The sequence below is a fragment of the Sphingomonas sp. GM_Shp_2 genome (assembly GCF_026540875.1).
In the GTDB taxonomy this organism is placed as follows: Bacteria; Pseudomonadota; Alphaproteobacteria; order Sphingomonadales; family Sphingomonadaceae; genus Sphingomonas; species Sphingomonas carotinifaciens.
The window spans coordinates 1-24,250 of the sequence record NZ_JALNUQ010000050.1 but is presented as its reverse complement, the minus strand read 5'-3'; the positions used below and the strand labels follow the sequence as shown (position 1 = coordinate 24,250).

Annotated in this window: 27 protein-coding genes and 1 tRNA gene; 22 read left to right on the top strand and 6 right to left on the bottom strand. The window is 69.4% G+C overall.

All coding sequences use genetic code 11. The features are described from left to right. Positions 1 to 76 precede the first annotated feature (76 nt). Positions 77 to 319, top strand: coding sequence for a hypothetical protein (locus OXR08_RS15295; protein ID WP_112381105.1), 243 nt, complete (start codon positions 77 to 79; stop codon positions 317 to 319). A gap of 46 nt (positions 320 to 365) precedes the next feature. Here the strand turns inward: OXR08_RS15295 and OXR08_RS15290 are convergent, their stop codons facing one another. The 5 genes from OXR08_RS15290 to OXR08_RS15270 form a co-directional block, all read right to left on the bottom strand. Next, positions 366 to 488: a hypothetical protein gene (locus tag OXR08_RS15290; RefSeq protein WP_267351173.1), complete on the bottom strand. Its 123-nt coding sequence runs from the start codon at positions 486 to 488 to the stop codon at positions 366 to 368. 17 nt (positions 489 to 505) lie between these two features. After that, positions 506 to 676: a hypothetical protein gene (locus tag OXR08_RS15285; protein ID WP_267351171.1), complete on the bottom strand. Its 171-nt coding sequence runs from the start codon at positions 674 to 676 to the stop codon at positions 506 to 508. A 73-nt stretch (positions 677 to 749) separates the two neighbouring features. Then, positions 750 to 1,550, bottom strand: a complete 801-nt coding sequence (gene fdhD, locus OXR08_RS15280) for a formate dehydrogenase accessory sulfurtransferase FdhD (RefSeq protein WP_267351169.1) — start codon at positions 1,548 to 1,550, stop codon at positions 750 to 752. Further along, complete coding sequence (locus tag OXR08_RS15275) at positions 1,547 to 2,053, bottom strand: molybdenum cofactor guanylyltransferase (RefSeq protein ID WP_112381103.1); 507 nt, start codon at positions 2,051 to 2,053, stop codon at positions 1,547 to 1,549. The genes fdhD and OXR08_RS15275 overlap by 4 nt, the downstream gene beginning before the upstream one ends. Continuing rightward, the gene (locus OXR08_RS15270; protein ID WP_267351167.1) at positions 2,050 to 4,341 is read right to left on the bottom strand and encodes an FdhF/YdeP family oxidoreductase; all 2,292 of its coding nucleotides are present in this window, start codon (positions 4,339 to 4,341) and stop codon (positions 2,050 to 2,052) included. Before OXR08_RS15270 ends, OXR08_RS15275 begins: the two co-directional genes overlap by 4 nt. A 124-nt stretch (positions 4,342 to 4,465) precedes the next feature. Between OXR08_RS15270 and trxB the strand changes: the two genes are divergently transcribed. After that, complete coding sequence (gene trxB, locus OXR08_RS15265; protein WP_112381101.1) at positions 4,466 to 5,434, top strand: thioredoxin-disulfide reductase; 969 nt, start codon at positions 4,466 to 4,468, stop codon at positions 5,432 to 5,434. A 40-nt stretch (positions 5,435 to 5,474) separates the two neighbouring features. On the opposite strand, the gene OXR08_RS15260 is transcribed toward trxB, so the two are convergent. Further along, on the bottom strand, positions 5,475 to 6,146 hold the full coding sequence (locus OXR08_RS15260) for a 2OG-Fe(II) oxygenase (RefSeq protein WP_267351165.1): 672 nt from the start codon (positions 6,144 to 6,146) through the stop codon (positions 5,475 to 5,477). A gap of 120 nt (positions 6,147 to 6,266) precedes the next feature. Between OXR08_RS15260 and OXR08_RS15255 the strand changes: the two genes are divergently transcribed. From OXR08_RS15255 to OXR08_RS15160, 20 genes are all read left to right on the top strand, one after another. Further along, positions 6,267 to 7,085, top strand: a complete 819-nt coding sequence (locus OXR08_RS15255; RefSeq protein WP_149680898.1) for a type II secretion system protein N — start codon at positions 6,267 to 6,269, stop codon at positions 7,083 to 7,085. Continuing rightward, positions 7,082 to 9,334, top strand: a complete 2,253-nt coding sequence (gene gspD, locus OXR08_RS15250; RefSeq protein WP_112381098.1) for a type II secretion system secretin GspD — start codon at positions 7,082 to 7,084, stop codon at positions 9,332 to 9,334. Before OXR08_RS15255 ends, gspD begins: the two co-directional genes overlap by 4 nt. Positions 9,335 to 9,516: 182 nt before the next feature. Then, positions 9,517 to 10,995 carry an ATPase, T2SS/T4P/T4SS family gene (locus OXR08_RS15245; RefSeq protein ID WP_267351186.1) on the top strand — a complete coding sequence of 493 codons (1,479 nt, stop codon included), beginning with the start codon at positions 9,517 to 9,519 and terminating at the stop codon, positions 10,993 to 10,995. Beyond that, positions 10,988 to 12,211, top strand: a complete 1,224-nt coding sequence (gene gspF, locus OXR08_RS15240; protein WP_267351160.1) for a type II secretion system inner membrane protein GspF — start codon at positions 10,988 to 10,990, stop codon at positions 12,209 to 12,211. Before OXR08_RS15245 ends, gspF begins: the two co-directional genes overlap by 8 nt. A 7-nt stretch (positions 12,212 to 12,218) precedes the next feature. After that, a complete protein-coding gene (gene gspG / locus OXR08_RS15235) occupies positions 12,219 to 12,680 on the top strand; it encodes a type II secretion system major pseudopilin GspG (protein ID WP_112381726.1) in 462 nt (153 codons plus the stop codon). Then, complete coding sequence (locus OXR08_RS15230) at positions 12,655 to 13,137, top strand: GspH/FimT family pseudopilin (RefSeq protein WP_149680894.1); 483 nt, start codon at positions 12,655 to 12,657, stop codon at positions 13,135 to 13,137. Before gspG ends, OXR08_RS15230 begins: the two co-directional genes overlap by 26 nt. After that, a complete protein-coding gene (gspI, locus tag OXR08_RS15225) occupies positions 13,130 to 13,756 on the top strand; it encodes a type II secretion system minor pseudopilin GspI (protein ID WP_267351157.1) in 627 nt (208 codons plus the stop codon). The genes OXR08_RS15230 and gspI overlap by 8 nt, the downstream gene beginning before the upstream one ends. Then, positions 13,753 to 14,373, top strand: a complete 621-nt coding sequence (gene gspJ / locus OXR08_RS15220) for a type II secretion system minor pseudopilin GspJ (protein WP_267351155.1) — start codon at positions 13,753 to 13,755, stop codon at positions 14,371 to 14,373. The genes gspI and gspJ overlap by 4 nt, the downstream gene beginning before the upstream one ends. Beyond that, positions 14,366 to 15,331: a type II secretion system minor pseudopilin GspK gene (gene gspK, locus OXR08_RS15215; RefSeq protein WP_267351153.1), complete on the top strand. Its 966-nt coding sequence runs from the start codon at positions 14,366 to 14,368 to the stop codon at positions 15,329 to 15,331. Before gspJ ends, gspK begins: the two co-directional genes overlap by 8 nt. Then, the gene (gspL, locus tag OXR08_RS15210; protein WP_267351151.1) at positions 15,328 to 16,413 is read left to right on the top strand and encodes a type II secretion system protein GspL; all 1,086 of its coding nucleotides are present in this window, start codon (positions 15,328 to 15,330) and stop codon (positions 16,411 to 16,413) included. The genes gspK and gspL overlap by 4 nt, the downstream gene beginning before the upstream one ends. Then, on the top strand, positions 16,410 to 16,880 hold the full coding sequence (locus OXR08_RS15205; protein WP_267351150.1) for a type II secretion system protein M: 471 nt from the start codon (positions 16,410 to 16,412) through the stop codon (positions 16,878 to 16,880). The genes gspL and OXR08_RS15205 overlap by 4 nt, the downstream gene beginning before the upstream one ends. Further along, a complete protein-coding gene (locus OXR08_RS15200; protein ID WP_112381089.1) occupies positions 16,877 to 17,599 on the top strand; it encodes a type II secretion system protein N in 723 nt (240 codons plus the stop codon). The genes OXR08_RS15205 and OXR08_RS15200 overlap by 4 nt, the downstream gene beginning before the upstream one ends. Before the next feature lie 203 nt (positions 17,600 to 17,802). After that, a tRNA-His gene (locus OXR08_RS15195) sits at positions 17,803 to 17,879 on the top strand. A 25-nt stretch (positions 17,880 to 17,904) separates the two neighbouring features. After that, the gene (locus OXR08_RS15190) at positions 17,905 to 18,951 is read left to right on the top strand and encodes a Glu/Leu/Phe/Val dehydrogenase dimerization domain-containing protein (protein WP_267351147.1); all 1,047 of its coding nucleotides are present in this window, start codon (positions 17,905 to 17,907) and stop codon (positions 18,949 to 18,951) included. A 124-nt stretch (positions 18,952 to 19,075) separates the two neighbouring features. Next, the gene (ccmC, locus tag OXR08_RS15185) at positions 19,076 to 19,801 is read left to right on the top strand and encodes a heme ABC transporter permease CcmC (protein ID WP_112381087.1); all 726 of its coding nucleotides are present in this window, start codon (positions 19,076 to 19,078) and stop codon (positions 19,799 to 19,801) included. Between the two features lie 97 nt (positions 19,802 to 19,898). Then, entirely contained in the window at positions 19,899 to 20,333 is a 435-nt protein-coding gene (gene ccmE / locus OXR08_RS15180; RefSeq protein WP_149680885.1) for a cytochrome c maturation protein CcmE, read from the top strand. Continuing rightward, complete coding sequence (locus OXR08_RS15175) at positions 20,330 to 22,246, top strand: heme lyase CcmF/NrfE family subunit (RefSeq protein ID WP_267351145.1); 1,917 nt, start codon at positions 20,330 to 20,332, stop codon at positions 22,244 to 22,246. The genes ccmE and OXR08_RS15175 overlap by 4 nt, the downstream gene beginning before the upstream one ends. Next, the gene (locus tag OXR08_RS15170; RefSeq protein WP_267351183.1) at positions 22,246 to 22,773 is read left to right on the top strand and encodes a redoxin family protein; all 528 of its coding nucleotides are present in this window, start codon (positions 22,246 to 22,248) and stop codon (positions 22,771 to 22,773) included. Before OXR08_RS15175 ends, OXR08_RS15170 begins: the two co-directional genes overlap by 1 nt. Before the next feature lie 26 nt (positions 22,774 to 22,799). After that, positions 22,800 to 23,174, top strand: coding sequence for a cytochrome c-type biogenesis protein (locus OXR08_RS15165; protein WP_267351143.1), 375 nt, complete (start codon positions 22,800 to 22,802; stop codon positions 23,172 to 23,174). After that, positions 23,174 to 23,803, top strand: a complete 630-nt coding sequence (locus OXR08_RS15160) for a hypothetical protein (RefSeq protein WP_267351141.1) — start codon at positions 23,174 to 23,176, stop codon at positions 23,801 to 23,803. The genes OXR08_RS15165 and OXR08_RS15160 overlap by 1 nt, the downstream gene beginning before the upstream one ends. Positions 23,804 to 24,250 lie beyond the last annotated feature (447 nt).

Below are 24,250 nucleotides of genomic sequence, written 5' to 3'. Positions count from 1 at the left end.
AACAACGGGCGTGCCCGGGCGTCGGTAGCGCTGCACCGTGTGGTGCGTGCCCTACCACAGCCGGGAGTATCCAATTATGATCGCAAAGTTTCTGACGGCGGCGGCCGCGTCCGCCCTGGTTGCCGCGCCTGTTGCGGCAGCGCCCGCCAATCCGGCGGCCAGCCTGTCGGTGGCCAAGTCGGCGCGTGCGTCGGCGCCGAGCGCCAAGAAAAACGAACTGGCCGGCGGCGGCGTGATCGTGGCGGTGCTCGCCGCAGCCGCGGTTGTGGGCGGCATCATCCTGATCGCCGATGACGACGACGATTCGGACAGCAACTGACGCCTGACCGACGATGTGACGGGAGCCCCTGACCGGGCTCCCGTTTTCACGACAGCAGTGCGAACAGCAGGGCGACCGATCCCCAGCCAACAGGCCCGAGCGCGACGAGTATCGCGATCCGCCACCGCGCATGCAGCCGCGGTGCAGGCCGCAGGGTCGGACCAGCCACGATCCGTCCGAAAGGCATCATGCCTGTTCACGCTCCCAGGCGGCGACCGCTGTCGCGAGCGCGCGGATAAAGGCGAACGGGCCGCCGCGTGGAGTGGGCTGATCTTTGGCCATCACCTGCGCGAGGTGGCGTAGGTCGGCGGGCGGCGGCACTTCCTCTGCCGCGATCCATTCGGCGTCCTGTCGCATCGTTGCTGTTCCCGTCATCAATGATGCCGCTTCCTGGCGGAGAGACGGTTAAGCGCGGGTAAGACCTGCGCCGCTATTCCGGATCAGTCGTGAACCATCCGAAAGGATCATGTGCGACGAGCATGGCGTCGGGGCGGGCCAGGGCAACCAGGGTGAGGTCGTGGGTGCGCGCGTGGGAGAGCGCGAGCGTGGTGGGGGCAGAGATGCCGACAAGGATCGGCGCGCCGATGACCAGGGCTTTGTCGACCATTTCGTAGCTGATGCGGGAGGTGACGAGGAGGAACGCGGGGACGGGCGCCCCGGCGAGATGGCCGATCAGCTTGTCGAGGGCGTTGTGGCGGCCGACGTCCTCGCGGACGGCGAGGATGGTGCCGGCGGCGTCGCAGGCGGCGGCGGCGTGGACGGCGCCGGTGTGGACGTTGAGGGGTTGGTGGGTGCGTAGGGTCGCGAGGGCGGCGAAGAGGGCGGGCGCGGGTGCGGTGGGGCGGGCGGCGCGATAGGTGACGGGGCGGGCGACCTGTTCCAGCCCGGAAATGCCGCACAGCCCGCAACTGGTGTCGCTGGTGCGGTGGCGGACACGGTCGTGGATGCGGGCGCGGCAGCGCGCGACGAGCGCGACGCGGACGATCCAGCCCCGTTCGGTCTCGAACGGGTCGATGTCGAGAATGTCGGCAGGCGCATCGATCAGGCGCTCGGTGAGCAGGAAGCCGGTGGCGAAGTCGCCAAAATCCTGCGGCGTCATCATCATCACCGCATAGCCGAACCCGTCGATCTCGATCGCCACCGGCACCTCGCAGGCGATGGCGCGTTCGATGGCGGCCTGGCTGCCATCGACGCGCAGGATCGTCAGTGCCACGTCTTCCGCAGCGTTCACAGCGTCTCCAGATCGGCGGGGGTGTTGATGTTGGCGAGCGGGACGGGCGAGGGGACGGGGATGGCGCCGACCGAGCGTGCCCAGCCGCGCACCGATCGGTCGCCGTTCAGCCCGAGATGCGCCAGCAGATGCGCGCCGAGCGCCGCCGGCCACAGCCCCAGCACGGGTGCATCGGCGCAGTAGGACGGTTCGCGGTGCAGCAGCGCCTCGATCAGGCCATCGGGCAGGCGGGGCATGTCGCAGCCGATCGTCAGCACGCAGCGAAACCCATGTTCCGCGGCATAATCGAGCGCGCCGGCGATGCCGCCCAGCGGCCCGAGTCCTGGTTCGGGCAGGTCCGGCACCCCGCCCTCTCCACCGATCATGACGACGTCGGCGCAGTGCGGCGCGATCAGTGCGCGGGCGTGGGCGGCAAGCGAACGCTCGCCGAGCAGCGCCTGCGCCTTGTTCGAGCCGAAGCGGGACGAACGCCCGCCGGTCAACACCGCACCCAGGATCGTCATGAGGGCACGCGCACGCGTACGGGCACCGACTTGCCGGCCGGCACATGGCTTTCAAGGGCGTGGTGTTCGAGGGCGATCAGATAGTTCAGCTCGGGATAATAGCCGCCGATGCACCCCGCCGGGATGTCATAGGCGGTGACGCGCAGATCGCCGACGACCCGCTCCACCCCGTCCTCCGCATCGCTTTCCAGCGCGATCCGGTCGCCGTCCTTCAGGCCCAGCCGGGCGATATCCGCCTCGTTCATCATCGCGACCTGGCGCGTGCCCTTGATGCCGCGGAACCGGTCGTCATAGCCATAGACGGTGGTGTTGAACTGGTCGTTGGACCGTAGCGTGATGAGGCGGAAGCGGCCATCGGCATCGTCGAAGCCGGCGGCGTTGAGCGCGCGCGGCGTATTGAATTCCGCCTTGCCGCTTTCGGTTTCCCACTGGCGATGCGCGGCGGGATTGCCCTTCCAGAAGCCGCCGGGTTCGAACAGGCGTTCGTTGAAGTTGGCGAACTTGTCGGGATAGACGTCCTCGATCGCCTTGCGGACGAGGCTGTAGTCGCCGACCCATGCGTCCCAGGGGACGTTGGGGTTGGGCGACAATACCGCCTTGGCGAGACCGGCGACGATCGCCGGTTCGGACAGGAGGGTGTCGGACGCCGGGCTGGCCTTGCCGACCGAGCCGTAGATGTGGCTGAACGAATCCTCCATCGACACCGCCTGTCGGCCGCTTTCCTGCATGTCGCGTTCCATGCGGCCGAGGCAGGGGAGGATGTAGCTTTCCTCGCCGGGATGGAGGTGGCTCTTGTTCAGCTTGGTGGCGATGCTGACGGTGATCGGCAGCTTTGCCCAGCCTTCCTTCATCTTGGCATGTTCGGGCGTCGCGCGCAGGAAGTTGCCGCCCAGTTGCACAAAGCCCTCGCACGTGCCGTCGATAATCTGCCGGCAGCTTTCCACCGTGTCCCAGCCCTTCTCGGTGGGCGGTTCGAACTCGAACAGTTCCTTCAAACGGTCGACGGGGGCCAGCTCGGTCTTCTCGGTGATGCCGACGGTGCGCTGGCCCTGTACGTTGCTGTGGCCGCGGACCGGGCCGGGGCCGGCACCCTCGCGACCGATATTGCCGCGCAGCAGCAGGAAATTGACCAGCATATACAGGCTGTCCATGCCGTAGCGGTGCTGGGTGATGCCCATGCCGTAGACGACGATGACGCGCTTGGCCTTCATATAGACCTGCGCGGCCGCCTCGATCGCGTCGCGGGTCAGGCCGCTTTCGCGGGTGATGTCGTCCCATTTCGCAGCGCGGGCGAAGGCGGCGAAATCCTCGAACCGGGTGGTATGCTGTTCGAGGAAATGATGGTCGAGGACACGCTCGTTGCCGAGCGCGCGGGCGCGGTCATCCGCCTCGATCACCAGCTTGCAGATGCCGAGCAGCGCGGAAATGTCGCCGCCGGCGCGGACCTGATGATATTGGGTGGCGATGGTGGTCGAGCCGCCTGTCGTCATCTGCACCGGGTTCTGCGGATCGGTGAAGCGTTCCCAGCCGCGTTCGCGCAGCGGATTGAACACGACGATCTCGACCCCGCGGTCGCGGCAGGATTTCAGCGTGTGGAGCATGCGCGGCGCATTGGTGCCGACATTCTGGCCAAAGGCGAAAATGGCGTCGCACTTCTCGTAATCTTCCATCTGGATCGTCGCGACCGGCGAGCCGATCGCGTTCTTCAGACCGACGCTGGTCGTCTCGTGGCACATGTTGGACGAATCGGGCAGGTTCTGCTGCCCCCACATGCGGGCGAACAGGCCGTACATGAACGAGGTTTCGAGGCTGGCGCGGCCCGACGCGTAGAGCACGACCTTTTTCGGGTCGCAGCGTTTCAGCCTGGCGCCGATCGCGGCGAATGCCTCGTCCCACGGCACCGCGACATAGCGGTCGGTGGCGCGGTCATATTTCATCGGGTGGGTCAGGCGACCAGCCTGTTCCAGATCATGGTCGGGCCACTCGGCCAGTTCGGAGACGCTGTGCTTTGCAAAGAAGTCCGGCGTGACGCGCAGGTTGGACAATTCCCAGGCGGTCGCCTTCGCGCCGTTCTCGCAGAACTCGGCGATATGCGGCTTGGCGGGTTTGCCCCATGCGCAGCTGACGCACATCACGCCTTCGGGTTTGTTCTGGCGGCGCAGGGCGTCCAGGACATCGGGGCCGGGGCGCTCCTTGGGCACCACCTGCGCCATGCCGCGCATCGAGCCCCATCCGCCGGCCGCGCCGGCATATTCCGTGATCTTCACGTCCTTGTCTTCGTCGCGCATGCATACCTCTCCGCTGAACAAAGGTAACGAAGCGAAGCGGCGATCGGTGCCAGCGGAGCGGTTCATTTTTTGTGTGGTTGCGCCTATCTAGGCGCCAAGGACGCAACAGGACGCAAACGCTCTCATGACGACGCACACCACCCGCATGCTTATCCTGGGGTCTGGCCCCGCCGGCCTGTCGGCCGCGATCTACGGCGCGCGCGCCGGCATGGCGCCGATCGTGGTACAGGGCATCCAGCCCGGCGGGCAGCTGACCACGACCACCGATGTGGAGAATTATCCCGGTTTCGCCGACGTCATCCAGGGCCCCTGGCTGATGGAGCAGATGCAGAAGCAGGCCGAGCATGTCGGCACGCGCCTGATGTGGGACACGATCACCGAGGTCGACCTGTCCCGGCGCCCGTTCCGCCTGATCGGCGATGGCGGCGACGTGTATGAAGGGGACGTGCTGGTGATCGCGACGGGCGCGCAGGCCAAATGGCTGGGCCTGGACAGCGAGGACGCGATGAAGGGCAAGGGCGTATCCGCCTGCGCGACGTGCGACGGCTTCTTCTATCGCGGCAAGAAGGTGGCGGTGATCGGCGGCGGCAACACCGCGGTCGAGGAAGCGCTGTACCTGACCAACCATTCGGACGACGTGACGCTGATCCACCGCCGCGACAGCTTGCGCGCCGAGCGCATCCTGCAAGAGCGGTTGCATGCGCATCCGAACGTCAAGGTCCTGTGGAACAAGGAAGTTCGCGAGTTCGTGGACGGCGGCGGCAATGCCGGGCTGGTCGCGCTGGACCTGGTCGACACGGTGACGGGCGAGCATAGCCGGATCGACGTGGCGGGCGGCTTCGTCGCGATCGGGCATCACCCGGCGACCGAGCTGTTCCGCGGGCATCTGGAGCTGGATGCGGACGGCTATATCGCGGTGGAGGCGGGATCGACCCGCACCAGCGTGGAGGGCGTGTTCGCGTGCGGCGACGTGGCCGACAAGGTGTACCGGCAGGCGGTGACCGCGGCGGGCACCGGGTGCATGGCGGCGCTGGATGCCGAGCGGTTCCTGGCGGCGGCGGAGTTCGCCGAAATGGCCGAGGCGGCGGAATAGGGTTTCTGCTCCCTCTCCCCGCCGGGGAGAGGGGTAGTGGTCAGCCCATCCAGGGCTTCTCTCTGAACCATTTGGTGATGACGTATTTCACCCCGGCGCGCACCTTCATGCCCTGATGCAGCGTCGCGGCGTTCAGCGACCCGTCCGGCCGGCGGTTGTTCCAGGCGAGGAGCTTGCCGGATTCGGGCTGGATCGTCTTGTCGACCGACTTGAAGCGGGTCGCGCCGCCCGCCTCGGGCGTGTTGAGGTAGATCATCACCGTCCAGGTGCGATTGCCCGAACGGCCGCAATAGCGATCATAATCGATGCCGAGTGGCTCGAAATAATCGGTATGGCCCTTGAACTCCTGACCAACCGCGTAGCGCTGGCCCTGGATCGGCTCGCCATGGTCCGGCGACAGGCCGGTCAGCGCGGCGATGATGCCCTCGGTGGCGATCACCGCAGGATCGGCGGGGTCGAGATCGCCGGTTTCGCTGGTGCGGTAACTGGCATCGCCGTTCGAATCGGAGACGGTGGAGGGGCGGCGCACCGCGTCGATGCGCGTGATCAGGGTGGCGCACAGCTCGGCGGGAAGCGCCGCGCGCTTGACGAACAAGGTGAGCTTGGGATTGGGCAGGCGCTGGACGCCCGGTTGACCGAGCAGGCGCTGCACGATCGGTTCGGCGTCGAGGCCACTGCCAAGCGTGGGAATATCGAGGTTCGGCATCGTCATGACAGGCATCCTATCAGCGGCGCGGTGCCGTACCAATGTGACGCCCGTGTTTCGGGGCTTTGACGCAAAGCTGTAACATGGCATGCCTAGGGCGCGTGCGGCGGTTGGGGTGTTTGGTTCATGCGTTTGAAGCTCGACGCGCGGGGTCGCCGGCTGTTGCGGCGCCTGCCCGTCGTCAATGTCTATTCGGTGGCCGAACTGCTGCTGATGGCCGGGCTGGCCATTCAGGCGGCACGGCTGGTGTGGGCGGTGGTGACGCCGGTCGCGCCGCTGGGCGACTGGCGCCCGGCGCAGCCGGTGGTGCCGGGATCGCCCTCCACCATCCTGTCAGGCTTCGATCCCTTTTTCCGCCTGCAAGGGGCGACCCAGGCGCCGGCCACCGTCACCGCGCTGCAACTGACGCTGTTCGGCACGCGGATCGACGAGGCGATGGGGCGCGGCTCCGCGATCCTGGCAGGGCCCGACGGGGTGCAGCAATCGGTGGCGATCGGCGACGAGATCCAGCCGGGCGTGCGGCTGAAGGCGGTGGCGTTCGATCATGTCGTGATCGATCGCGGGGGGGCGGAGGAGACGCTGTATCTCGATCAGTCCGATGCACCGGGCGCGTCGGGGGGTGAGGCGGGGGCGCCGCCGCCGGCTGCCGGCGGGGCCGGGGTGCGGATCGGACAGCTGCGCAGCGATATCGGGTTCATCCCCCGGCTGGACGGCGGGCGCGTGTCCGGGCTGGTGGTGCGCCCGCAAGGCTCGGGCGCGGCGTTCCGCGCGGCGGGCTTGCAGGAGGGCGATGTGGTGACCGCGATCGGCGGGCGCCCGGTGACCGGGCCGGGCGATATCGACCGCGTCGCCGCCGATTTCGGGCAGGGCGGCAATATTCCTATCACGGTCGAGCGCGGCAATCAGACGCTGCCGCTCGCCATCACGATTGTGGCGGGGCAATGAAGAGACTGGTTCTGGGTTCGGTTCTGGCCATCGCGCTGGCAGCGGGCGCGCATGCGCAAACCACGCTGAACGTGCGCGATGCCGATATCCGCGCGTTTATCGCGGATGCCGCCAAGGTGACGGGGCGGACCTTCATCATCGACAGCCGGGTGCAGGGCAAGGTGACGGTGGTAACCGACCGGCCGCTGTCCCGGTCCGAATATTTCGAGATCTTCCTGTCGACGCTGCGCTCCAACGGACTGGTCGCGGTGCCGACCTCGGGCGGGGCGTTCCGGGTGCAGCCGCTGGACAATGCCGCCTCGCAGCCGAGCCGGATCGGGGCGGGGGGTGCCAATCGCAACGCCTTCGTCACCGAGATCATCCGGCTGCGATCGGGCGACGCGGCGGCGGCGGTGGAGACGGTGCGGCCGCTGGTCAGCGCGCAAGGGTCGGTCACCGCGAACCGCGGCGGCAACAGCCTGGTGGTGGTGGACTTTGCCGACAATGTGCGGCGCATCCGCGAAGTGGTGCGCCGGATCGACACGGACAATGCCTCGACCCGGGTGATCGCGCTGCAAAATGCCGGCGCGCGCGAGATCGCCAGCGCGCTGCAGGCACTGGCGGGTGGCGGTAGCGGCGGCGCCGCGGTGCAGAGCGGCGGCGGCAACCAGGGTGCGGTGGCAAGCGGCACGGCGGGGGGCGTGTCGGTGGTGGCGATCGACAGCTCCAACTCGGTGGCGCTGCGCGGTGACGCGAGCAGCGTCGCGCGGCTGGCGCAGGTGGCGCGCGAGCTGGACGAAAAGGCGCGCAACGGCACCGAGATCCGCGTCGTGTTCCTGAACAATGCGGATGCCGAGCAGTTGCTGCCGGTGTTGCAGCAGCTGGTCGGACAGACGCCCGATGCCGTGCAGGAGACGACGCTGTCGCGGGGCAGCTTCTCGCAGACCAACGGGACGACGGGAGCGGCGGGGATCAATTCGACCGCGGCGCGCCAGTCGCAGCCGGTGCAGCAGACGCAGAGTGCGAGCACGCCGGGGAGCGGGGGGCAGACGGGGCAGCAGGCGGCGATCAGTACGCAGGGCGGGCGCACCGCCGCGGTGGTGACGCGCTTCGTGGGTGCGAACGCGATCGTGATCGCGGGGCCGGCGGACGTGCAGCGGCAGTTGGGGGAGGTGATCCGGCAACTGGACGTGCGGCGCGAGCAGGTGCTGATCGAGGCGATCGTCGCGGAGGTGTCCGACCAGACGGTCAAGCGGCTGGGGGCGCAGTTCCTGCTGGGCAGCCTGTCGGGCGGGGCGTTCGGCGCGTCGACCTATTCGAACACCGCGCCCAACATCCTGCAGATTGCCGGCGCGATCGGCGGGCAGCGGCTCGGCGGCACCAGCACGACGGTAATCGCCCCCGACGGAACGCGGACCGAGACGCGCACCCCCAATCCGGCGTTCGACCAGTTGACGCAGTCGGCGGTGCAGTCGATCCTGGGGACGACGGGCGGTGCCCTGGGCTGGGGCGGGCAGATCGGCGACACCGTGTTCGGCGCGATCATCAATGCGGTGAAGAGCGACACGACATCGAACCTGTTGCAGGTCCCGCACCTGATCACGCTGGACAATCAGCAGGCGCACAGCCTGGTCGGGCAGGAGATCCCGGTGACGACGGGGCAGGCGCTGTCGAACAATTTCGACAATGCCTTCCGCACCGTGCAGCGCCAGAATGTCGGCATCCAGCTCGACGTGAAGCCGCAGGTCAATGCGGGCGGGTCGCTGAAGCTGTATGTCCGCCTGGAGGTGAGTTCGATCGCCGGGCCGGTATCGAGCGACAATTCGGAGCTGATCCTGAACAAGCGCGCGTTCGAGAATGTGTTCACCCCCGATGACGGGCAGATCACGGTGATCGGCGGCCTGCTGGACGATAACGAGCGGCGCACGATCGAGAAGATCCCGTTGCTCGGCGACATTCCGGGGCTGGGCGCATTGTTCCGGTCCAAGGCGCGCAGCCGGGCCAAGACGAACCTGATGGTGTTCATCCGCCCGACGATCCTGCGCACGCCCGAGGATTCGCGCCGGGTGACCGAGCAGCGTTACGGCTATCTGCGCCAGTTGCAGGGCTATGCGCAGCCGGGCGTGGAGCCGTCGATCGACGAACTGGTGCGCGATTACATGAATGCCGCCCCGCCGATCCCGCGCGCGCCGATGCCCGGCAATATCGAAGACCCCAATATCGCGGTGCCGGTACAGCGGCTCCCCGAAACCCCGCGGCGGCGGCGGTGATCATCCGCAAGGGGCATGAGGGGACCGGCGATACGGTGCCCCTTCCTTCTTCCCTTCCGCTGGGGGGAGGGCAGGTGCCTTTGGCCGATGCGCCTGCCGCACTTCCCTCCCCCGACCCCTCCCGCGAGCGGGAGGGGCGTGAGGGGGCGGCGTCCCACGAGGGGGAAGGGCGTGATGGCGGGGTGCTGGAGTTGGTTGCGCCGCTGTCCATCCCTTATGCCTTTGCACGCAAGTTCGGGACGTGTCTGGCGGCGCAGGAGCCGCTGGCGGTAGCGCTGCGCGAGGGGAGCGATCCCAAGGCGTTGATCGAGTTGCGGCGCCATCTGGGGCGGCCGTTCGCGGTGTCGGTGGTCGAGCCGGCGGCGTTCGACCGGCTGTTGTCCGATGCCTATGCGATGGACGGGCAGGCGACCGCGATGGCGGCGGCGGGGATGGGCGACGAGCTGGACCTGCTGGCCGAAGGATTGCCGACCGCTGAGGACCTTCTCGACACCGCGGACGATGCGCCCGCGATCCGGCTGATCAACGGCATATTGGCCGATGCGGCACGCAATGGCGTGTCGGACATCCATATCGAGCCGTACGAGACGGGTCTGGTCGTGCGGATGCGGATCGACGGCGTGCTGCGCGAGACGCTGCGCATGCCGCCGCATGTCGCGCCGGTGGTGGTCAGCCGCATCAAGGTGATGGCGCGGCTGGACATTGCCGAGCGGCGCGTGCCGCAGGACGGGCGCATGGGCCTGACGCTGGGCGGCAAGCTGCTCGACGTGCGTGTCTCGACCCTGCCCAGCCGGGCGGGCGAGCGGGTGGTGTTGCGTATCCTGGACAAGGAGAATGCGGGCATCGACCTGGATGCGCTGGGGATGAGCCCGGCGATGTACGCGCTGCTGCGCGAGGCGCTGGCCGAGCCGAACGGCATCCTGCTGGTCACCGGGCCGACGGGTTCGGGCAAGACGACCTCGCTTTATGCCTCCCTGCGCCTGTTGAACGATGGCAGCCGCAACATCCTGACGGTCGAGGATCCGGTCGAATATGCGGTGGACGGCGTCGGCCAGACGCAGGTCAACGCCAAGGTCGGGCTGACCTTCGCGGCGGGCCTGCGCGCCATCCTGCGTCAGGACCCCGACGTGGTGATGGTCGGCGAAATCCGCGACCGCGAGACTGCCGAGATCGCGGTGCAGGCATCGCTGACCGGGCATCTGGTGCTGTCCACCGTCCACACCAACGATGCGGTCGGCGCGATCACCCGGATGCGCGACATGAAGGTGGAGCCGTTCCTGCTCGCGTCCACGCTGCGCGCCGTGATCGCGCAGCGGCTGGTGCGGCGGCTGTGCCCCGTCTGCCGCCACGGCGTGCCGGCCAGCGAGACGGTGGCGCCGATGCTGGGCATTGCCGGCGACACGATCGTCCATGTCGCGCGCGGGTGCGAGCAGTGCAACGGCACCGGCTACAAGGGCCGGATCGGCGTGTACGAGGCGGTCAGGGTGGACGAAATTGTCCGCCGCCTGATCAACGAGGGTGGCGACGAGCAGGCGATCGCCGCGCACGCCTTTCAGAAGGCGCCGACGCTGGCCTCCTCCGCGCGCGACCTGGTGCTGGCCGGGCAGACCACGGCGGAAGAGGCGATCCGCGTGACGCGGCGCGATGCGACAGATGGCTGATTTCGACTATGTCGCGATCGACACCAAGGGCGCGGAGCGGCGGGGGCATGTCGCCGCCGCCGATGCCGACGCAGCGCGCGCGGCGCTGGACCGGCAGCGCCTGTATGTCGTGTCGCTCAAGCCGGGCAGCGCGCCGGTGGCGGGCGCCCGGCCGCTGTTCGGGCTGCAACTGGGCCGCCCGCGCATGTCGGGCAAGCAACTGACGCTGTTCACCCGGCAGCTGGCGACGCTGAACCGCGTGTCGCCGCTGGAGGAAAGCCTGCGCACGATCACGCGCCAGACCGAGACCGACAAGGTGCGCGGCGTGGTATCGGCGGTGCATGCCGGCGTGGTCGAGGGGCGGCGGCTGGCCGATGCGATGGCGCGCGAGTCCAAGAGCTTTCCGCCCTTGTACCGCGCGATGGTGGCGGCGGGCGAAAGCTCGGGCACGCTGCCGACGATTTTGGAGCGGCTGGCCGCGCTCCTGGAGCGGCAGGCGGAGATTCGCGGCAAGCTGATCACCGCGCTCGCCTATCCCACCATCCTCGCGCTGGTGGCGCTGGGCGTCGTCACCGCGCTGATGATGTTCGTCGTGCCGCAGGTGGTGGAACAGTTCGATACGGTGGGGCAGGAACTGCCCTTCCTGACGCGGATGGTGATCGGCGTATCGGACCTGCTGGTCGGGTGGTGGTGGCTGATGCTGCTGTTCGTCGTGGTGGCGGGACTTGGCGGATGGCAGGCGTTGAAGGTGCCCTCCATCCGGCTGTCCTTCGATAGCTGGCTGCTGCGCGTGCCGCTGCTCGGGCGGTTGCTGCGCGACCTGCATGCGGCGCGGATGGCGCGGACGCTGGGCACGATGGTGGCGAGCCGGTTGCCCCTTCTGGAAGGGCTGACGCTGACCGCGGGCACGATCCACAACCGGCGGTTGCGCGTCGCCTCCGACGATATCGTCGAGGCGATCCGCGGCGGCGGCAGCCTGTCCGCCGCGATGCGACGCGCCAGCGTGTTTCCGCCGCTGCTGACCTATCTGGCGGCGTCGGGCGAAGCGGCGGGGCGGCTGGACGAAATGCTGGAGCGTGCCGCCGACTATCTGGAACGCGAGTTCGACCGCTTCACCGCGACCGCGCTGTCGCTGCTGGAGCCGGCGATCATCGTCGTGATGGGCGGCATCGTCGCCACCATCGTGCTATCCATCCTGCTGCCGATCCTGCAACTGAACACGCTGGCAGGACAATGAGGTGACCATGCGTATCGAGATGAACAAAGCGCTTCGCCGGGCGAAGGCGCGGCGTAATGAAGAGGGCTTCACGCTGGTGGAGCTGATGGTGGTGATCGTCATCATCGGCCTGCTGGCGACGATCGTCGCGCTGAACGTGCTGCCCTCCGGCGACACGGCGCGGATCGAAAAGGCCAAGGCCGATATCGCGCAGATCGAGGGCGGGCTGGAACTCTACAAATTGCAGAACCTGACCTATCCGACGACGAGCCAGGGCTTGCAGGCGCTGGTGACGATGCCCGCCGGGCTTTCCGATCCTTCGCGCTATCAGCGGGGTGGCTATCTGAAGAAGCTGCCCGACGATCCGTGGGGGCGGCCGTATCTTTATGCCTCGCCCGGCCAGCATGGCGAGGCGGATATCTGGACCTACGGCGCCGACGGCAAGGAAGGCGGCGAGGGGATCAATGCCGATATCGGCAACTGGCAGTAAGACGGCCGGGCGCCGCCGCGAGGCGGGGTTCACGCTGGTCGAACTGATGGTCGTGGTGACGATCATCGGGCTGGCATCGGCCGCCGTGGTGTGGGCGATGCCCGACCGGCGCGGACGGCTGGTGGACGAGGCGACGCGCTTTGCGGTGCGGGTCCGTGCGGCGCAGGACAGTGCGGTGGTGAACGCCGCGCCGGTCAGCCTGTGGGTGACGCGCGGCGGCTACGGCTTCGACCGGCGGGTGTCGGGCGGCTGGGTGCCGGTGGCGGACAAGCCGCTGCGCGTCGAGCGCTGGGCGGAGGGCACGCGGCCCGAGATCGCGGATACCAGCGGGCGGCTGCGCGTGACGTTCGACGTGACCGGGCTGGCGGATCGCCCCGCCGACCTGAAGCTGGCGCGCGACCGGGTGGAGACGGTGGTGCGGATCGGCGCGGACGGCAGCGTGCGCGTCGATGGGTAACGTCTTGTCTGAAAACGCGCCGGGGCGCGTTTTGCGGCACCGGCCAGTGTCGGGTGAACAGCGCCCCGCGCTATTCAGATCATGCCGGGGGCATGATCGACCCGTCACTCCCCCACCCGACCTCCCACAGCGTATCCTGAATGGGAGGCCGGGTGGGGGAGCGGGCCGGTGCCGCCTGAATCAAGACGGCTTTACCCTGATCGAGATCATGGTCGCGCTGGCGGTGTTCAGCCTGGCGGCGATGGCGCTGGTGCGGCTGGAGGGGGCGACGATCCGCGGCGCGGGCACGCTGAGCGAGACGATGGTCGCGCAGATGGTGGCGCGCAACGTCGCGATCGAGGCGGTGACCGAGCCGGAGGCGCCGACGCTGGGGCGCAGCGACGGGGCCGAGCCCAATGGCGGGCAGGCGTGGCGCTGGACACGGGTGGTGAGCCCGACCGGCGACCAGCGCGTGGTGCGCATCGACGTGTCGGTGTTCGGCCGCGGGGGCAATACGCTGGGGCGGGTGACGATGATCCGGCCGGCGACGCTGCCGCCGCCGGTGCTGGTCGCGCCGAACCCCGATCCGGGTGGCGGCAGCGACCGGAACCGGCCGAACCGTTCGCCGGGCCTGCGATGACGGTCGCGCCCCTCCCGCGGCGCGAGGCCGGCTTTACGCTGGTCGAGGTGATGGTCGCGCTGCTGATCTTTGCGATGCTGGCGTCGGCGGCGGTGGCGATCTTGGCGCTGAGCGTGCGGACGCAGGCGAGCGTCGGCGGACGGCTGGACGATGTGTCCGCGCTTAACCGGACCTTGTCGATCCTGTCGGCCGATCTGGGGCAGGCGGTGGCACGGCCGGCGCGGGACGAGGGCGGCGTGCTGCGCCCGGCGCTGGTCGGCGAGGCGGCGGGGATGACGGTGGTGCGCGGGGGGTGGACCAATCTGGATGCCGCGCCGCGGGCGTCACTCCAGAAGGTGACGTACCGGGTGGCGGGCGATGCGCTGGAGCGGGTGGCGTATCCGATGCTGGACGGGGCGCAGCCGCTGCCGCCGACCGTGCTGTTGCCGCGGGTGCGCGCGCTGCATCTGCGTTACCGTTTCCAGGGGGCGTGGCTGGACCAGTGGCAGGGGGTGCAGGGGGCGGCGTTGCCGCAGGCGGCCGAGGTGACGATCGAGCGGACGGACGGCACCTTTTACCGGCAGATGTTCCTGGTGGGGACGGGCTATGCGCCCGCAAGGCAGGTGGCGGGTGCGTGAGGGCGAGCGCGGGGCGGCGCTGCTGACCGTGCTGATCCTGGTGGCGGTGATCGCCGTGCTGGCCGCGACGGCGCTGGAGAAGCTGCGCCTGTCGACGCGGCTGGGCGGCAATGCGCTGGCGGTGGAGCAGGCGCGCGCGTTCGCGCAAGCGGGCGAGGCGCTGGCGCTGGTGCGGATCGGCGGGCTGTTGCAGCGCAGCCCGGACCGGGTGTCGCTGCTGGGCGACTGGAGCGACCGGCCGTTCGGCCTGCCGCTGCCCGGCGGCGGCAGCGCGGTGGCGCGGGTGACGGACGGGGGCAACTGCTTCAACCTGAACAGCCTGGTGCGCAGCCTGCCCGATGCGCCGGGCGTCTATGCCAGCGATCCGCAGCGCCAGGCCGAGTTCATGCGGCTGATGGGCTATGTCGGGGTGCCGGCACAGGTGGCCGCACAGGTGGCGGCGGGGGCATCGGACTGGATCGACACCGACCAGGACCAGCAATCCGGCGGCGGCGAGGATCCGCTCTATCTGTCGCGCGAAACGCCGTACCGGACGCCCGGCACGCTGATGGCGGACATCAGCGAATTGCGCGCGGTGAACGGGGTGACGGCGGAGGTGTACGAGACGCTGCGCCCCTGGCTGTGCACGCTGCCGACGAACGAGCCGAGCGCGATCAACGTCAACACGCTGCTGCCCGAACAGGCGCCGCTCGTCGCGATGCTGTTCCAGACGGGGGTGAACCCGGAGACGATCCGGCAGCAATTGCTGCGCCGGCCACCGCAAGGCTTTGCCGAGGCGAGCGCGGCGTGGCAGGGCGTGGGTGGTGAGCCGACAAGCCAGCCGGGGGTGAAGACGCAGTGGTTCGCCCTGCGCATCGACGTGACGCTGGGGACGACGCAGATCGAGGAACGCGGGCTGGTCGATGCCCGCACGCTTCCCGTCCGCCTGACCCATCGGCAATGGGGGGAAGATCTATGAGCGCGACCAATCTTGTGTTTCTGCCGCCGCCGGGGGGCGCGCTGCGCTGGATGCGGCTGGAGGATGGCCGCGTCGCGGGCGAGGGCGACGGGCCGCCGCCGGGCGATGCGCCGGCGATCGCGGTGGCGCCGGCGGAGGCGGTGACGCTGCACTGGGCGGAGCTGCCCGCCCGGTCGAGCGCGCAGGCGGCGGCGGCGGCGCGAATCATGGCGGCGGAGGCGAGCGCCGCGCCGATGAGCGAGCTGCACGTCGCGGTGGGCGGGGAAGAGGCCGAGGACGGCGGTCGCGCGATCGGCGTGGTCAATGCCGGCGCGATGGCCGGATGGCTGTCGATGCTGGGGGAGGCCGGGATCGATCCGGTCGCGCTGGTGCCGGCGCCGCTGCTGCTGCCGCGTCCCGACAGCGGCTATGCGCTCGGGTCCGTGGGCGGGCAGGCGGTGGTGCGCGGGCGGCATGCGGGCTTTGCCGACGATGCGGCGCTGACCCCGCTGGTGACGGGCGGCGCGCTGCCCGAGCCGGTGCCCGAGCCCGAGCTGGTCGCGGCGATGGCGGCGGCGGTGGCGGCGGTGCCGCTGGACCTGCGGCAAGGGGTGTTCGCACGGCGGCGGCGGCGCGCGATCGACTGGCGGTTGATCCGGCGGCTGGCGCTGATGGGGCTGGCGATACTGGCGCTGACGCTGGCGATCGATCTGGTGCGAATCGCGCGCTACAGCTTTGCCGCCGATGCCGCCGAGGCGCGTGCGGATGCGCTGGCCCGCACCGTGCTGCCGCGCGGCGAGACGGTGACCGATGCCGACCGGCAACTGGCGGAGCGGCTGGCAGGCGTGCGCGGCCCTGGCCTTGGTTTCAGCCGCAGCGCGGCGGCGGTGTTCGCGGTGGTGCGCGCGGTGCCGGGTACCGAGATCACCGCGCTGGACTTCCAGCCATCGGGCGACATGCGGCTGGGCATCGCGGTCGAGCGCGAGGCGCTGGCCACCGACCTGAAGCGGGCGATCGAGGCGGCGGGCTTTGACGTGCAGGCCGGCACCTTCACCGCGGCCGGCGGGCGGATCACGGGAGAATTCACGGTGAGGGTGCAATGAGCGCGTTGAAGACGTGGTTCGACGGGCGGTCGCTGCGCGAGAAGCGGCTGCTGCTGGTGATGGCCGCGCTGATGGTGGTGACGATCCTGTGGGCCGGGATCGTGCGGCCGGTGGACGACGGGCTGGCGAGTGCGCGCGAGCGGCACAACGCGGCGGTGGTGCGGCTGGGCGAGACGCAGGCCCAGGTCGAGGCGCTGACCGGCATCCGCCGGCCGCCGCCGCTGACCGGGTCGCTGGCCGACACGGTGCGCGCCGCCGCCGACGAGGCGGGCTTCGCGCTGCAATCGCTGAACGAGGACGGACCCGGCCGGGTGCGCGCCCAGATCCAGTCGGCACGGGCGGCGGCGCTGATCCCCTGGCTGAACCGGCTGGAGCGCGGCGGCATATTGGTGGAGCAGGCGACGTTGACCGACAATGGCGACCGCACGGTGGGCGTGACGCTGGTCCTGCGGAGCCGCGCGGCATGAGGCGCATCCGGTTGACGACGCGGCCGTCGGTCCTGTTCGGCGCGATGCTGTTCCTGGCGCTGATCGTTCTGTTGCCGATGCGCATCGTGCTGGGTGCGGCGGCGGCGGGCGAGGAAGGGCTGTCGGCGCGGCGCGTGTCGGGCAGCATCTGGGACGCGCGGCTGCGCGAGGCGCGGTTCGGCGACGTGGTGCTGGGCGATGTGAAGGCGCGGCTTTCGCCCTTTGCGCTGCTGATTGGCCGGGCGCGGCTGGTGTTTTCCGGGCCGGGGGGTGTTGCGCCACCGCTGGAGGGCGCCGCCGAGATCGGCCGGCATCTGGTGGCGCTGGACGATGTGACCGCGCGCCTGCCGGTGGCGGGGGTGTTCAATCCGCTGCCGGTGGCGAGCCTGGACCTGGAGGGCGTGAGCGTGCGCTTTCGCGACGAGACCTGCGAATCGGCGGACGGGCGCGTGCGGGCGGTGATGGCGACGGAGGACGGCGTGTTGCCGCTGCCGCCGACGCTGTCCGGCATGGCGCGGTGCGACGCAGGCGCGCTGCTCTTGCCGCTGACCGGCACGTCGGGGACCGAAGGGGTGACGCTGCGCATCCGGCCGGACGGACGCTATACCGCGGACCTGACGCTGGCGGCGGGGGATGCGGCGACGATCGAGCGATTGGGGCGGCTGGGTTTCGCGCCCGGGCCGGGCGGGTACCGACTTTCGGTGCAGGGAAGATTCTGAGCGGCACTGCATACCCCGGACCGCGCGGACCTTAGGCAACCCGTTCGTGTCGAGACAGTGCCGCAGGTAGCGACATGTCTCTCGATACACCGTCTCGGTACGCGGCTTTGCCGCTACTCGACGGTTACTCGAGACGAACGGGGGTGGGTGGATAGAGCCTTGACGCGCGGGTAACCCCCCGCTAGGGGCGCAATCCTTCAGTGGCGATCGTAGCTCAGTTGGTTAGAGCATCGGTTTGTGGTACCGAGGGTCGCGGGTTCAAGTCCCGTCGGTCGCCCCATTTTTCCCACAGCATCGGAAACGACATGGCGGACTGGGGCTTCCCTGATTTCGACGGGCATGAGGGCGTTCATCTGTTCAGCGATCCCGCATCGGGGTTGCAGGCGGTGATCGCGGTCCATTCGACGCATCTGGGCCCCGCCGCGGGCGGTGCACGCTTCTGGCACTATGCCACGCCCGATCGCGCGATCACCGATGCGCTGCGCCTGTCGCGCGGCATGAGCTACAAGAACGCGATGGCCGGGCTGACGCTGGGCGGCGGCAAGGGCGTGGTGCTGGCGGCGAACCCCGGCGACACGATCACCACCGCGCAGCTGGAAGCCTTTGGCCGCGCGGTCGAATCGCTCGGCGGACGCTATGTCACCGCCGAGGATGTCGGCATGTCCGAAGAACGGATGAAGGTGATTGCCGGCCAGACCCGCTATGTGTCGGGCCTGCCAGTCGCATCGGGCGCCGCGGGCGGTGATCCGGGACCTTATACCGCGCACGGCGTGTATCTGGGGGTGAAGGCCGCCGCCAAGCGCGGCCTTGGCACCGACGACATGAAGGGCGTGCGCGTCGCGATCCAGGGCGTCGGCTCGGTCGGGGGCGGGCTGGCCCGGCTGCTGGCCAGGGACGGCGCGATCCTGACGCTGGCCGATGTCAACGAAGGCCGGGCGCAGGCGCTGGCGGGTGAGCTGGGCGCGAGCGCGGTGGCGGCCGAGCAGATCCTGTTCGCCGATGTCGACATCGTCAGCCCCAATGCGCTGGGTGCCGTTCTGCACGAGGGATCGATCCCGCAGTTGAAGGCGAAGATCGTCGCGGGCGGCGCGAACAACCAGTTGGCGACGCGCGCCGACGGTCGCCGCGTGCACGAGGCTGGCATCCTGTACGCGCCCGATTACGTCATCAATGCCGGCGGCATCATCAATGTCGGGCTGGAATATCTGGGCCAGGGCGACGAGGCCGAGGTGATGGCGCGTATCGCGAAGATCCCGGAGCGGCTGGAGCAGGTGTGGAGCGAGAGCGCCGCCAACGGCCATCCGGCTTCGGATGTGGCCGACGAGATCGCGCAGCGGTTGATCGGGCGGTAGGTTTTTTCTCCCTCTCCCCGGAGGGGCGAGGGGGTTTGTGCGTGATTCCTTCTCCGCTGGGGCGAGGGTATGGGCACCAAACCCCCGTGACGGCGCGGTCAAAGGGCCCTAAGACGGGCGGATCGTGCCGAGCCTTCATGCCCTTGCCAATCCTGCCCGGTTTCTGAAGATCGCCCGTCCGCTGACGGGGGTCTTCTTCTGGCTGGGCGCGCTCCTGATCGCGGTGGGGGTATGGGCCGGTCTGACGCAGACGCCGCCCGATTACCTGCAGGGCGAGACGGTGCGGATCATGTATATCCATGTGCCCGCCGCCTGGCTGGGCATGGGCGGGTGGAGCAGCCTGGCGATCGCCAGCATCGCCTATCTGGTGTGGCGCCATCCGCTGGCGCAGTTGGGGGCGCGCGCGATCGCGGTGCCGGGCGCCGCCTTTGCCGCGATCTGCCTCGCCACCGGGGCGATCTGGGGGCGGCCGACCTGGGGGACGTGGTGGCAATGGGACGGGCGACTGACCTCTATGCTGCTGCTTTTCTTCGTTTATCTCGGCTATATCGCGCTGGCGCGGGCTGATGCGGAACAGGGCGGCGACGGCCGCATCCCGGCGCTGTACGGCGTGGCGGGCAGCGTGTTGCTGCCGATCATCCGCTATTCGGTGGTGTGGTGGAACACGTTGCACCAGGGCCCCTCGATCGGGCTGACCAAGTCGACGATCGACGGCACGATCCTGTGGCCGCTGCCGATCACCATGGCCGGTTTCACCTTTCTGTTCGGCGGCATCGTGCTCATGCGGATGCGGATGATGCTGGCGCGCACCAAGGCCGAGGCGCGGGCGCGGCGGATGGCGGCGGCATGAACCATTGGAGCTTCGTGTCGGCGGCCTATGCGGTGGCGCTGGGCGGCAGCGGCGTGCTGGCGCTGGTCAGCTGGCTGGCGATGAAGCGCGCCGAGAAATGACCGCGAAGCATCAACGTCTCGGGCTGGCGCTGCTGGCGGTGGCAGCGATCGTCGCGGCCGCGTTGCTGGCGCTGTCCGCGCTGAAGGATCAGGCGGCGTTCTTCTATGCCCCGTCCGACGTCGCCAAGCAGGGCCTGCCGCTGGGACGTGCGGTGCGGCTGGGGGGCATGGTGGCGGCGGGATCGGTGCAGCGCGCCGCCGACGGGGTGACGGTGCATTTCGCCGTGACCGACGGCGTCGCCACCACGCCCGTCGTCTATGCGGGCATCGTGCCCGACCTGTTTCGCGAGCGATCGGGGGTGGTGGCGGAAGGCCAGTTCCGGCCCGATGGCGGCTTTGTCGCGACCAACCTCCTGGCCAAGCATGATGAAAAATACATGCCGCCGGAAATGGCGGGCAAGATGCACGAAACGAAGACCCTGAAGCCGTGATCGCGGAGGCCGGGCTTGCCGCCTTGTGGTTCGCCGCGGCGCTGGCGGGATTGCAGATCCTGCTGGCGGTGCTCGGGGTACGGCGCGGTGACGTGATCGGCGATCAGGCGCGCGACGGCATCCGCGCGGTCGCGATCGTGCAGGGTGCGCTGGCGTTGCTGTCGATGGCGCTGCTGATCGCGCTGTTCCTGCGATCGGACATGTCGGTGCGGCTGGTGGCGGAGAACAGCCATTCGGCCAAGCCGTGGCTGTACAAATTCGCCGGTGTCTGGGGCAATCACGAAGGATCGATGCTGCTCTGGGTGACGATCCTGGGGGTGGCGGGGGCCGCGGTCGCCCGGTTCGAGCGCGCGCTGGACGGGCGCACGCTGGTGGCGACTTTGGGCGCGCAGGCCGGCATCGCGCTGGGATTCTACGCCTTTCTGCTGTTTTCCTCCAACCCGTTCGACCGGATACCCGCGGCGATCGACGGCATGGGGCTGAACCCGCTGTTGCAGGACCCCGGTCTCGCCTTCCACCCGCCGACGCTGTACGCGGGCTATGTCGGGTTGTCGGTGGCGTTTTCCTTTGCGGTGGGGGCGCTGGTCACGCGCGACGTGGGGCCGGCGTTCGCGCGGGCGATGCGGCCCTGGGTGCTGGGCGCATGGGTGTTCCTGACGCTGGGGATCACCGCCGGATCCTATTGGGCCTATTACGAGCTGGGCTGGGGCGGCTGGTGGTTTTGGGACCCGGTGGAGAATGCCTCGCTGATGCCGTGGCTGGCGGCGACCGCGCTGCTCCATTCGGTGAACGTGCTGGCGGCGCGCGACGGCCTCAGGGCGTGGACGGTGATGCTGGCGGTGGTCGCCTTCTCGATGTCGATGCTCGGCACGTTCCTGGTGCGCTCGGGCATCCTGACCAGCGTCCATGCCTTTGCCGTCGATCCCAAGCGGGGCGCGTTCATCCTGGCGCTGCTCGCCCTCTATATCGGCGGGGCGCTGGCGCTGTTCGCAGGCCGCATCGGCACGGTGAAGGCGGGAACGGTGTTCGCGCCGATCAGCCGCGAGGGCGGGCTGGTGGTCAACAACCTGTTGCTGTCGGTGATCCTGGGCGTGGTGCTGATCGGGACGCTGTACCCGATCGTGGCGGCGGCGTTCGGGGTGCAACTCTCGGTGGGGCCGCCCTTTTTCAACAAGGCGGCCGGGCCGATCGCGCTGGCGATGGTGGTGGTGATGGCGGTGGGGCCGCTGCTGCGCTGGCGGCGGGACGACGGCCGCGCGCTGCCGCGGCGGATGGCGGTGCCGGCGGGGGTCGCCGCGGCGGTGGTGGTGGCGCTGCTGGTGCTGGCGCCGATCGGGGTACTGCCGCTGCTCGGGCTGGCGCTGGCCGCCGGGCTGGCGGTGGCGAGCGTCATGCCGCTGGGCGGGCGCAACCTGCGCCGGACGCCGCTGCCGATCTGGGGCATGGTGGTCGCACATCTGGGGCTGGCGGTGAGCCTGATGGGCATGGCGTGCGACAGCGCGTTCACCGCCGAGCGGCTGGCGGCGGTGCGTCCCGGCGAGACGGTGACGGTGGGCCCGTGGCGCGTGACGCTGGACGGGATCGCGCCGGTAGTGGGCGAGAACTGGTCGGCCCTGCAGGCGCGGCTGACCGCGCGCACCGGGAATAGCGTGCGGGTGCTGCGCCCGCAGTCGCGCTTCTTCGCGACGCCGCCGACGGTGACCAGCGAGAGCGCGATCCTGACGCGGTGGAACGGGCAGCTTTATACCGTGCTGGGTCAGCCCGATGGATCGGGGCGCTGGCAGGTGCGACTGTGGTGGAAGCCGTTCGTGACGCTGATCTGGGCCGGCGGCGGGATGATCGCGCTGGGTGGGCTGCTGGCGCTGGTCGGGCGGTGGTGGCGGACGCGGCGGCAGCGGAGGGCGTGGAGCTGATGCGGCGGTGGTTGCTCTGGGTGCCGTTCGGGGCGTTCGCGCTGCTGTTCGCGGTGGTGGCGAGCGGGCTGTTCCGCCCCGCCGACCGCACGGTGCGCTCGACCCTGGTCGACAAGCCCTTGCCGGCGTTCAAGCTGGGCGCGGTGGTGCCGGACAAGCCGGGGCTGGCGAGCGGCGATTTCGGTCACGGGCAGGCGCGGCTGCTGAACGTCTTCGCGAGCTGGTGCGTGCCGTGCATGGCGGAGGCACCGCAACTGATGCGGCTGAAGGCGATGGGCGTGCCGATCGACGCGATCGCGATCCGCGACACCGGGCCGGCGGTGCAGGGCTTCCTCAAGCGCTTCGGCGATCCCTATACGCGGATCGGCAACGACCGGGTGAGCCGGGTGCAGTTGTCGCTGGGGTCATCGGGCGTGCCCGAGACGTTCCTGATTGATGGGCGCGGGCGGATCGTGCGGCAATATGTCGGCGATATCCAGCCGGACCAGGTGGCGGGGATAGCGGCGGCGGTGAGGGCGGCGCAGTGATGCGGTGGCTGTTGCCTTTCGCACTTATGCTGACCGCGCCCGTGGCAGCGCAGGTCGCGGCCCCGGCGGAATATGCCGATACGCAATTGCCCGATCCGGCTCGCGAGACGGCGGCACGCGGATTGATGGAGACGCTTCGCTGTCTGGTATGTCAGGGGCAGTCGATCGCGGACAGCGACGCGCCGATGGCGGGCGACATGCGCGCGCTGGTCCGCCAGCGTATCGCGGCGGGCGAGGAGCCGGCGGCGGTGCGCGACTGGCTGGTCGAGCGGTACGGGGCATATGTGACCTATGACCCGCCGCTGGGGGCGGCGACCTGGCCGTTATGGCTGGCGCCGCTGCTGCTGCTGGGCGTGGGGGCATGGCTGGCGCGGGGCAGTTTCCGGCGGAAGGAGCGCTGATGGGCTGGGCGATGCTGCTGCTGGTCGGGCTGGGCGCGATGGCGCTGGTCGTGGCGTTGCGGCTGGCGCGGCCGTTATGGCCGATGATGGGCGCCGCGCTGATGCTGGGTGCGGCGGGCTATGCGGTGCAGGGGCATCCCGGCGTGCCCGGCGCGCCGGTGTCGCCGCGCGCGGAGGGGCTGGCCGAGGATGACGGGCTGCTGGACATTCGCAGCCGGATGTTCGGGCGGTTCGGACCGGATGCGGCGATCTTTACCGCGGCGGATGCGATGAACCGCTATGGCCGCGACCGCGGCGCGGTGCAGGTGATGCTGGGGTCGATCGGCGGCAATCCCCGCAGCGTGCCGTTCTGGACGCATCTCGGCACGACGCTGGCGCGACATGACGGGAACCAGATGTCGCCGGCGGCACGCTTCGCCTTTGCGCAGGCGCGGCGCCTGGGGCCGCGCGACCCGGCACCGTTGTTCTTCGAAGGACAGGCGCTGATCCGGGCGGGCGATTTCGCCGCCGCCCGGCCGTTATGGGCGCGCGCGCTGGCCCTGTCCGATCCGCAGGCCGGATACGCACCGGAGGTGGCCAAGCGGTTGATGGTGCTCGACCGGTTGCTGGCGGCGCAGGGCGGGGGGTAAGCGTTCGGGGTGCATGGTTGAGCGACTACAATTTTTCCCGAATGGATCGCATCGCGCGTTGATTATCGTCGGCGAGTGGGGCTTTTGCAAAAACGATCCAATATCGGGAATGCCGAACGTGCTGTGAAAGGAGGCAACTTTAGCGGCTGAGCCTGACTCGCAAAAGGTTGGCGGCCACAATAGCGCCGAATGTCAGCAGTAGGCTTGCGCTTATAACGTATTGCGTAGCACCAGCAGGAAGTAGGCTGGTGCCGCTCGCCGCTCGTAGGACCATGAAACCGAGCAGGCCTACGACAAATGTTACTGTCGGCACTAGCGCGACGTTGATGCACAAGCGATCTGCCTTCGTCATTCTAGGTCTCCGACATCGTTGCTAGCCCAGTATGTACCACTTGGCGTTGGTGTCCGCTACTCGCAGCATCCGTGGTCGTCAGCATTCCCGGAAAC

What these genes read in the sequence shown, in the direction of transcription:
- OXR08_RS15295 (WP_112381105.1), top strand. Translation starts at nt 77, where the DNA reads ATGATCGCAAAGTTTCTGACGGCGGCGGCCGCGTCCGCCCTGGTTGCC.
- OXR08_RS15285 (WP_267351171.1), bottom strand. Translation starts at nt 676, where the DNA reads ATGCGACAGGACGCCGAATGGATCGCGGCAGAGGAAGTGCCGCCGCCC.
- OXR08_RS15275 (WP_112381103.1), bottom strand. Translation starts at nt 2,053, where the DNA reads ATGACGATCCTGGGTGCGGTGTTGACCGGCGGGCGTTCGTCCCGCTTC.
- OXR08_RS15270 (WP_267351167.1), bottom strand. Translation starts at nt 4,341, where the DNA reads ATGCGCGACGAAGACAAGGACGTGAAGATCACGGAATATGCCGGCGCG.
- trxB (WP_112381101.1), top strand. Translation starts at nt 4,466, where the DNA reads ATGACGACGCACACCACCCGCATGCTTATCCTGGGGTCTGGCCCCGCC.
- OXR08_RS15260 (WP_267351165.1), bottom strand. Translation starts at nt 6,146, where the DNA reads ATGACGATGCCGAACCTCGATATTCCCACGCTTGGCAGTGGCCTCGAC.
- OXR08_RS15255 (WP_149680898.1), top strand. Translation starts at nt 6,267, where the DNA reads ATGCGTTTGAAGCTCGACGCGCGGGGTCGCCGGCTGTTGCGGCGCCTG.
- gspD (WP_112381098.1), top strand. Translation starts at nt 7,082, where the DNA reads ATGAAGAGACTGGTTCTGGGTTCGGTTCTGGCCATCGCGCTGGCAGCG.
- gspF (WP_267351160.1), top strand. Translation starts at nt 10,988, where the DNA reads ATGGCTGATTTCGACTATGTCGCGATCGACACCAAGGGCGCGGAGCGG.
- gspG (WP_112381726.1), top strand. Translation starts at nt 12,219, where the DNA reads ATGCGTATCGAGATGAACAAAGCGCTTCGCCGGGCGAAGGCGCGGCGT.
- OXR08_RS15230 (WP_149680894.1), top strand. Translation starts at nt 12,655, where the DNA reads ATGCCGATATCGGCAACTGGCAGTAAGACGGCCGGGCGCCGCCGCGAG.
- gspI (WP_267351157.1), top strand. Translation starts at nt 13,130, where the DNA reads ATGGGTAACGTCTTGTCTGAAAACGCGCCGGGGCGCGTTTTGCGGCAC.
- gspJ (WP_267351155.1), top strand. Translation starts at nt 13,753, where the DNA reads ATGACGGTCGCGCCCCTCCCGCGGCGCGAGGCCGGCTTTACGCTGGTC.
- gspL (WP_267351151.1), top strand. Translation starts at nt 15,328, where the DNA reads ATGAGCGCGACCAATCTTGTGTTTCTGCCGCCGCCGGGGGGCGCGCTG.
- OXR08_RS15205 (WP_267351150.1), top strand. Translation starts at nt 16,410, where the DNA reads ATGAGCGCGTTGAAGACGTGGTTCGACGGGCGGTCGCTGCGCGAGAAG.
- OXR08_RS15200 (WP_112381089.1), top strand. Translation starts at nt 16,877, where the DNA reads ATGAGGCGCATCCGGTTGACGACGCGGCCGTCGGTCCTGTTCGGCGCG.
- OXR08_RS15190 (WP_267351147.1), top strand. Translation starts at nt 17,905, where the DNA reads ATGGCGGACTGGGGCTTCCCTGATTTCGACGGGCATGAGGGCGTTCAT.
- ccmE (WP_149680885.1), top strand. Translation starts at nt 19,899, where the DNA reads ATGACCGCGAAGCATCAACGTCTCGGGCTGGCGCTGCTGGCGGTGGCA.
- OXR08_RS15170 (WP_267351183.1), top strand. Translation starts at nt 22,246, where the DNA reads ATGCGGCGGTGGTTGCTCTGGGTGCCGTTCGGGGCGTTCGCGCTGCTG.
- OXR08_RS15165 (WP_267351143.1), top strand. Translation starts at nt 22,800, where the DNA reads ATGCTGACCGCGCCCGTGGCAGCGCAGGTCGCGGCCCCGGCGGAATAT.
- OXR08_RS15160 (WP_267351141.1), top strand. Translation starts at nt 23,174, where the DNA reads ATGGGCTGGGCGATGCTGCTGCTGGTCGGGCTGGGCGCGATGGCGCTG.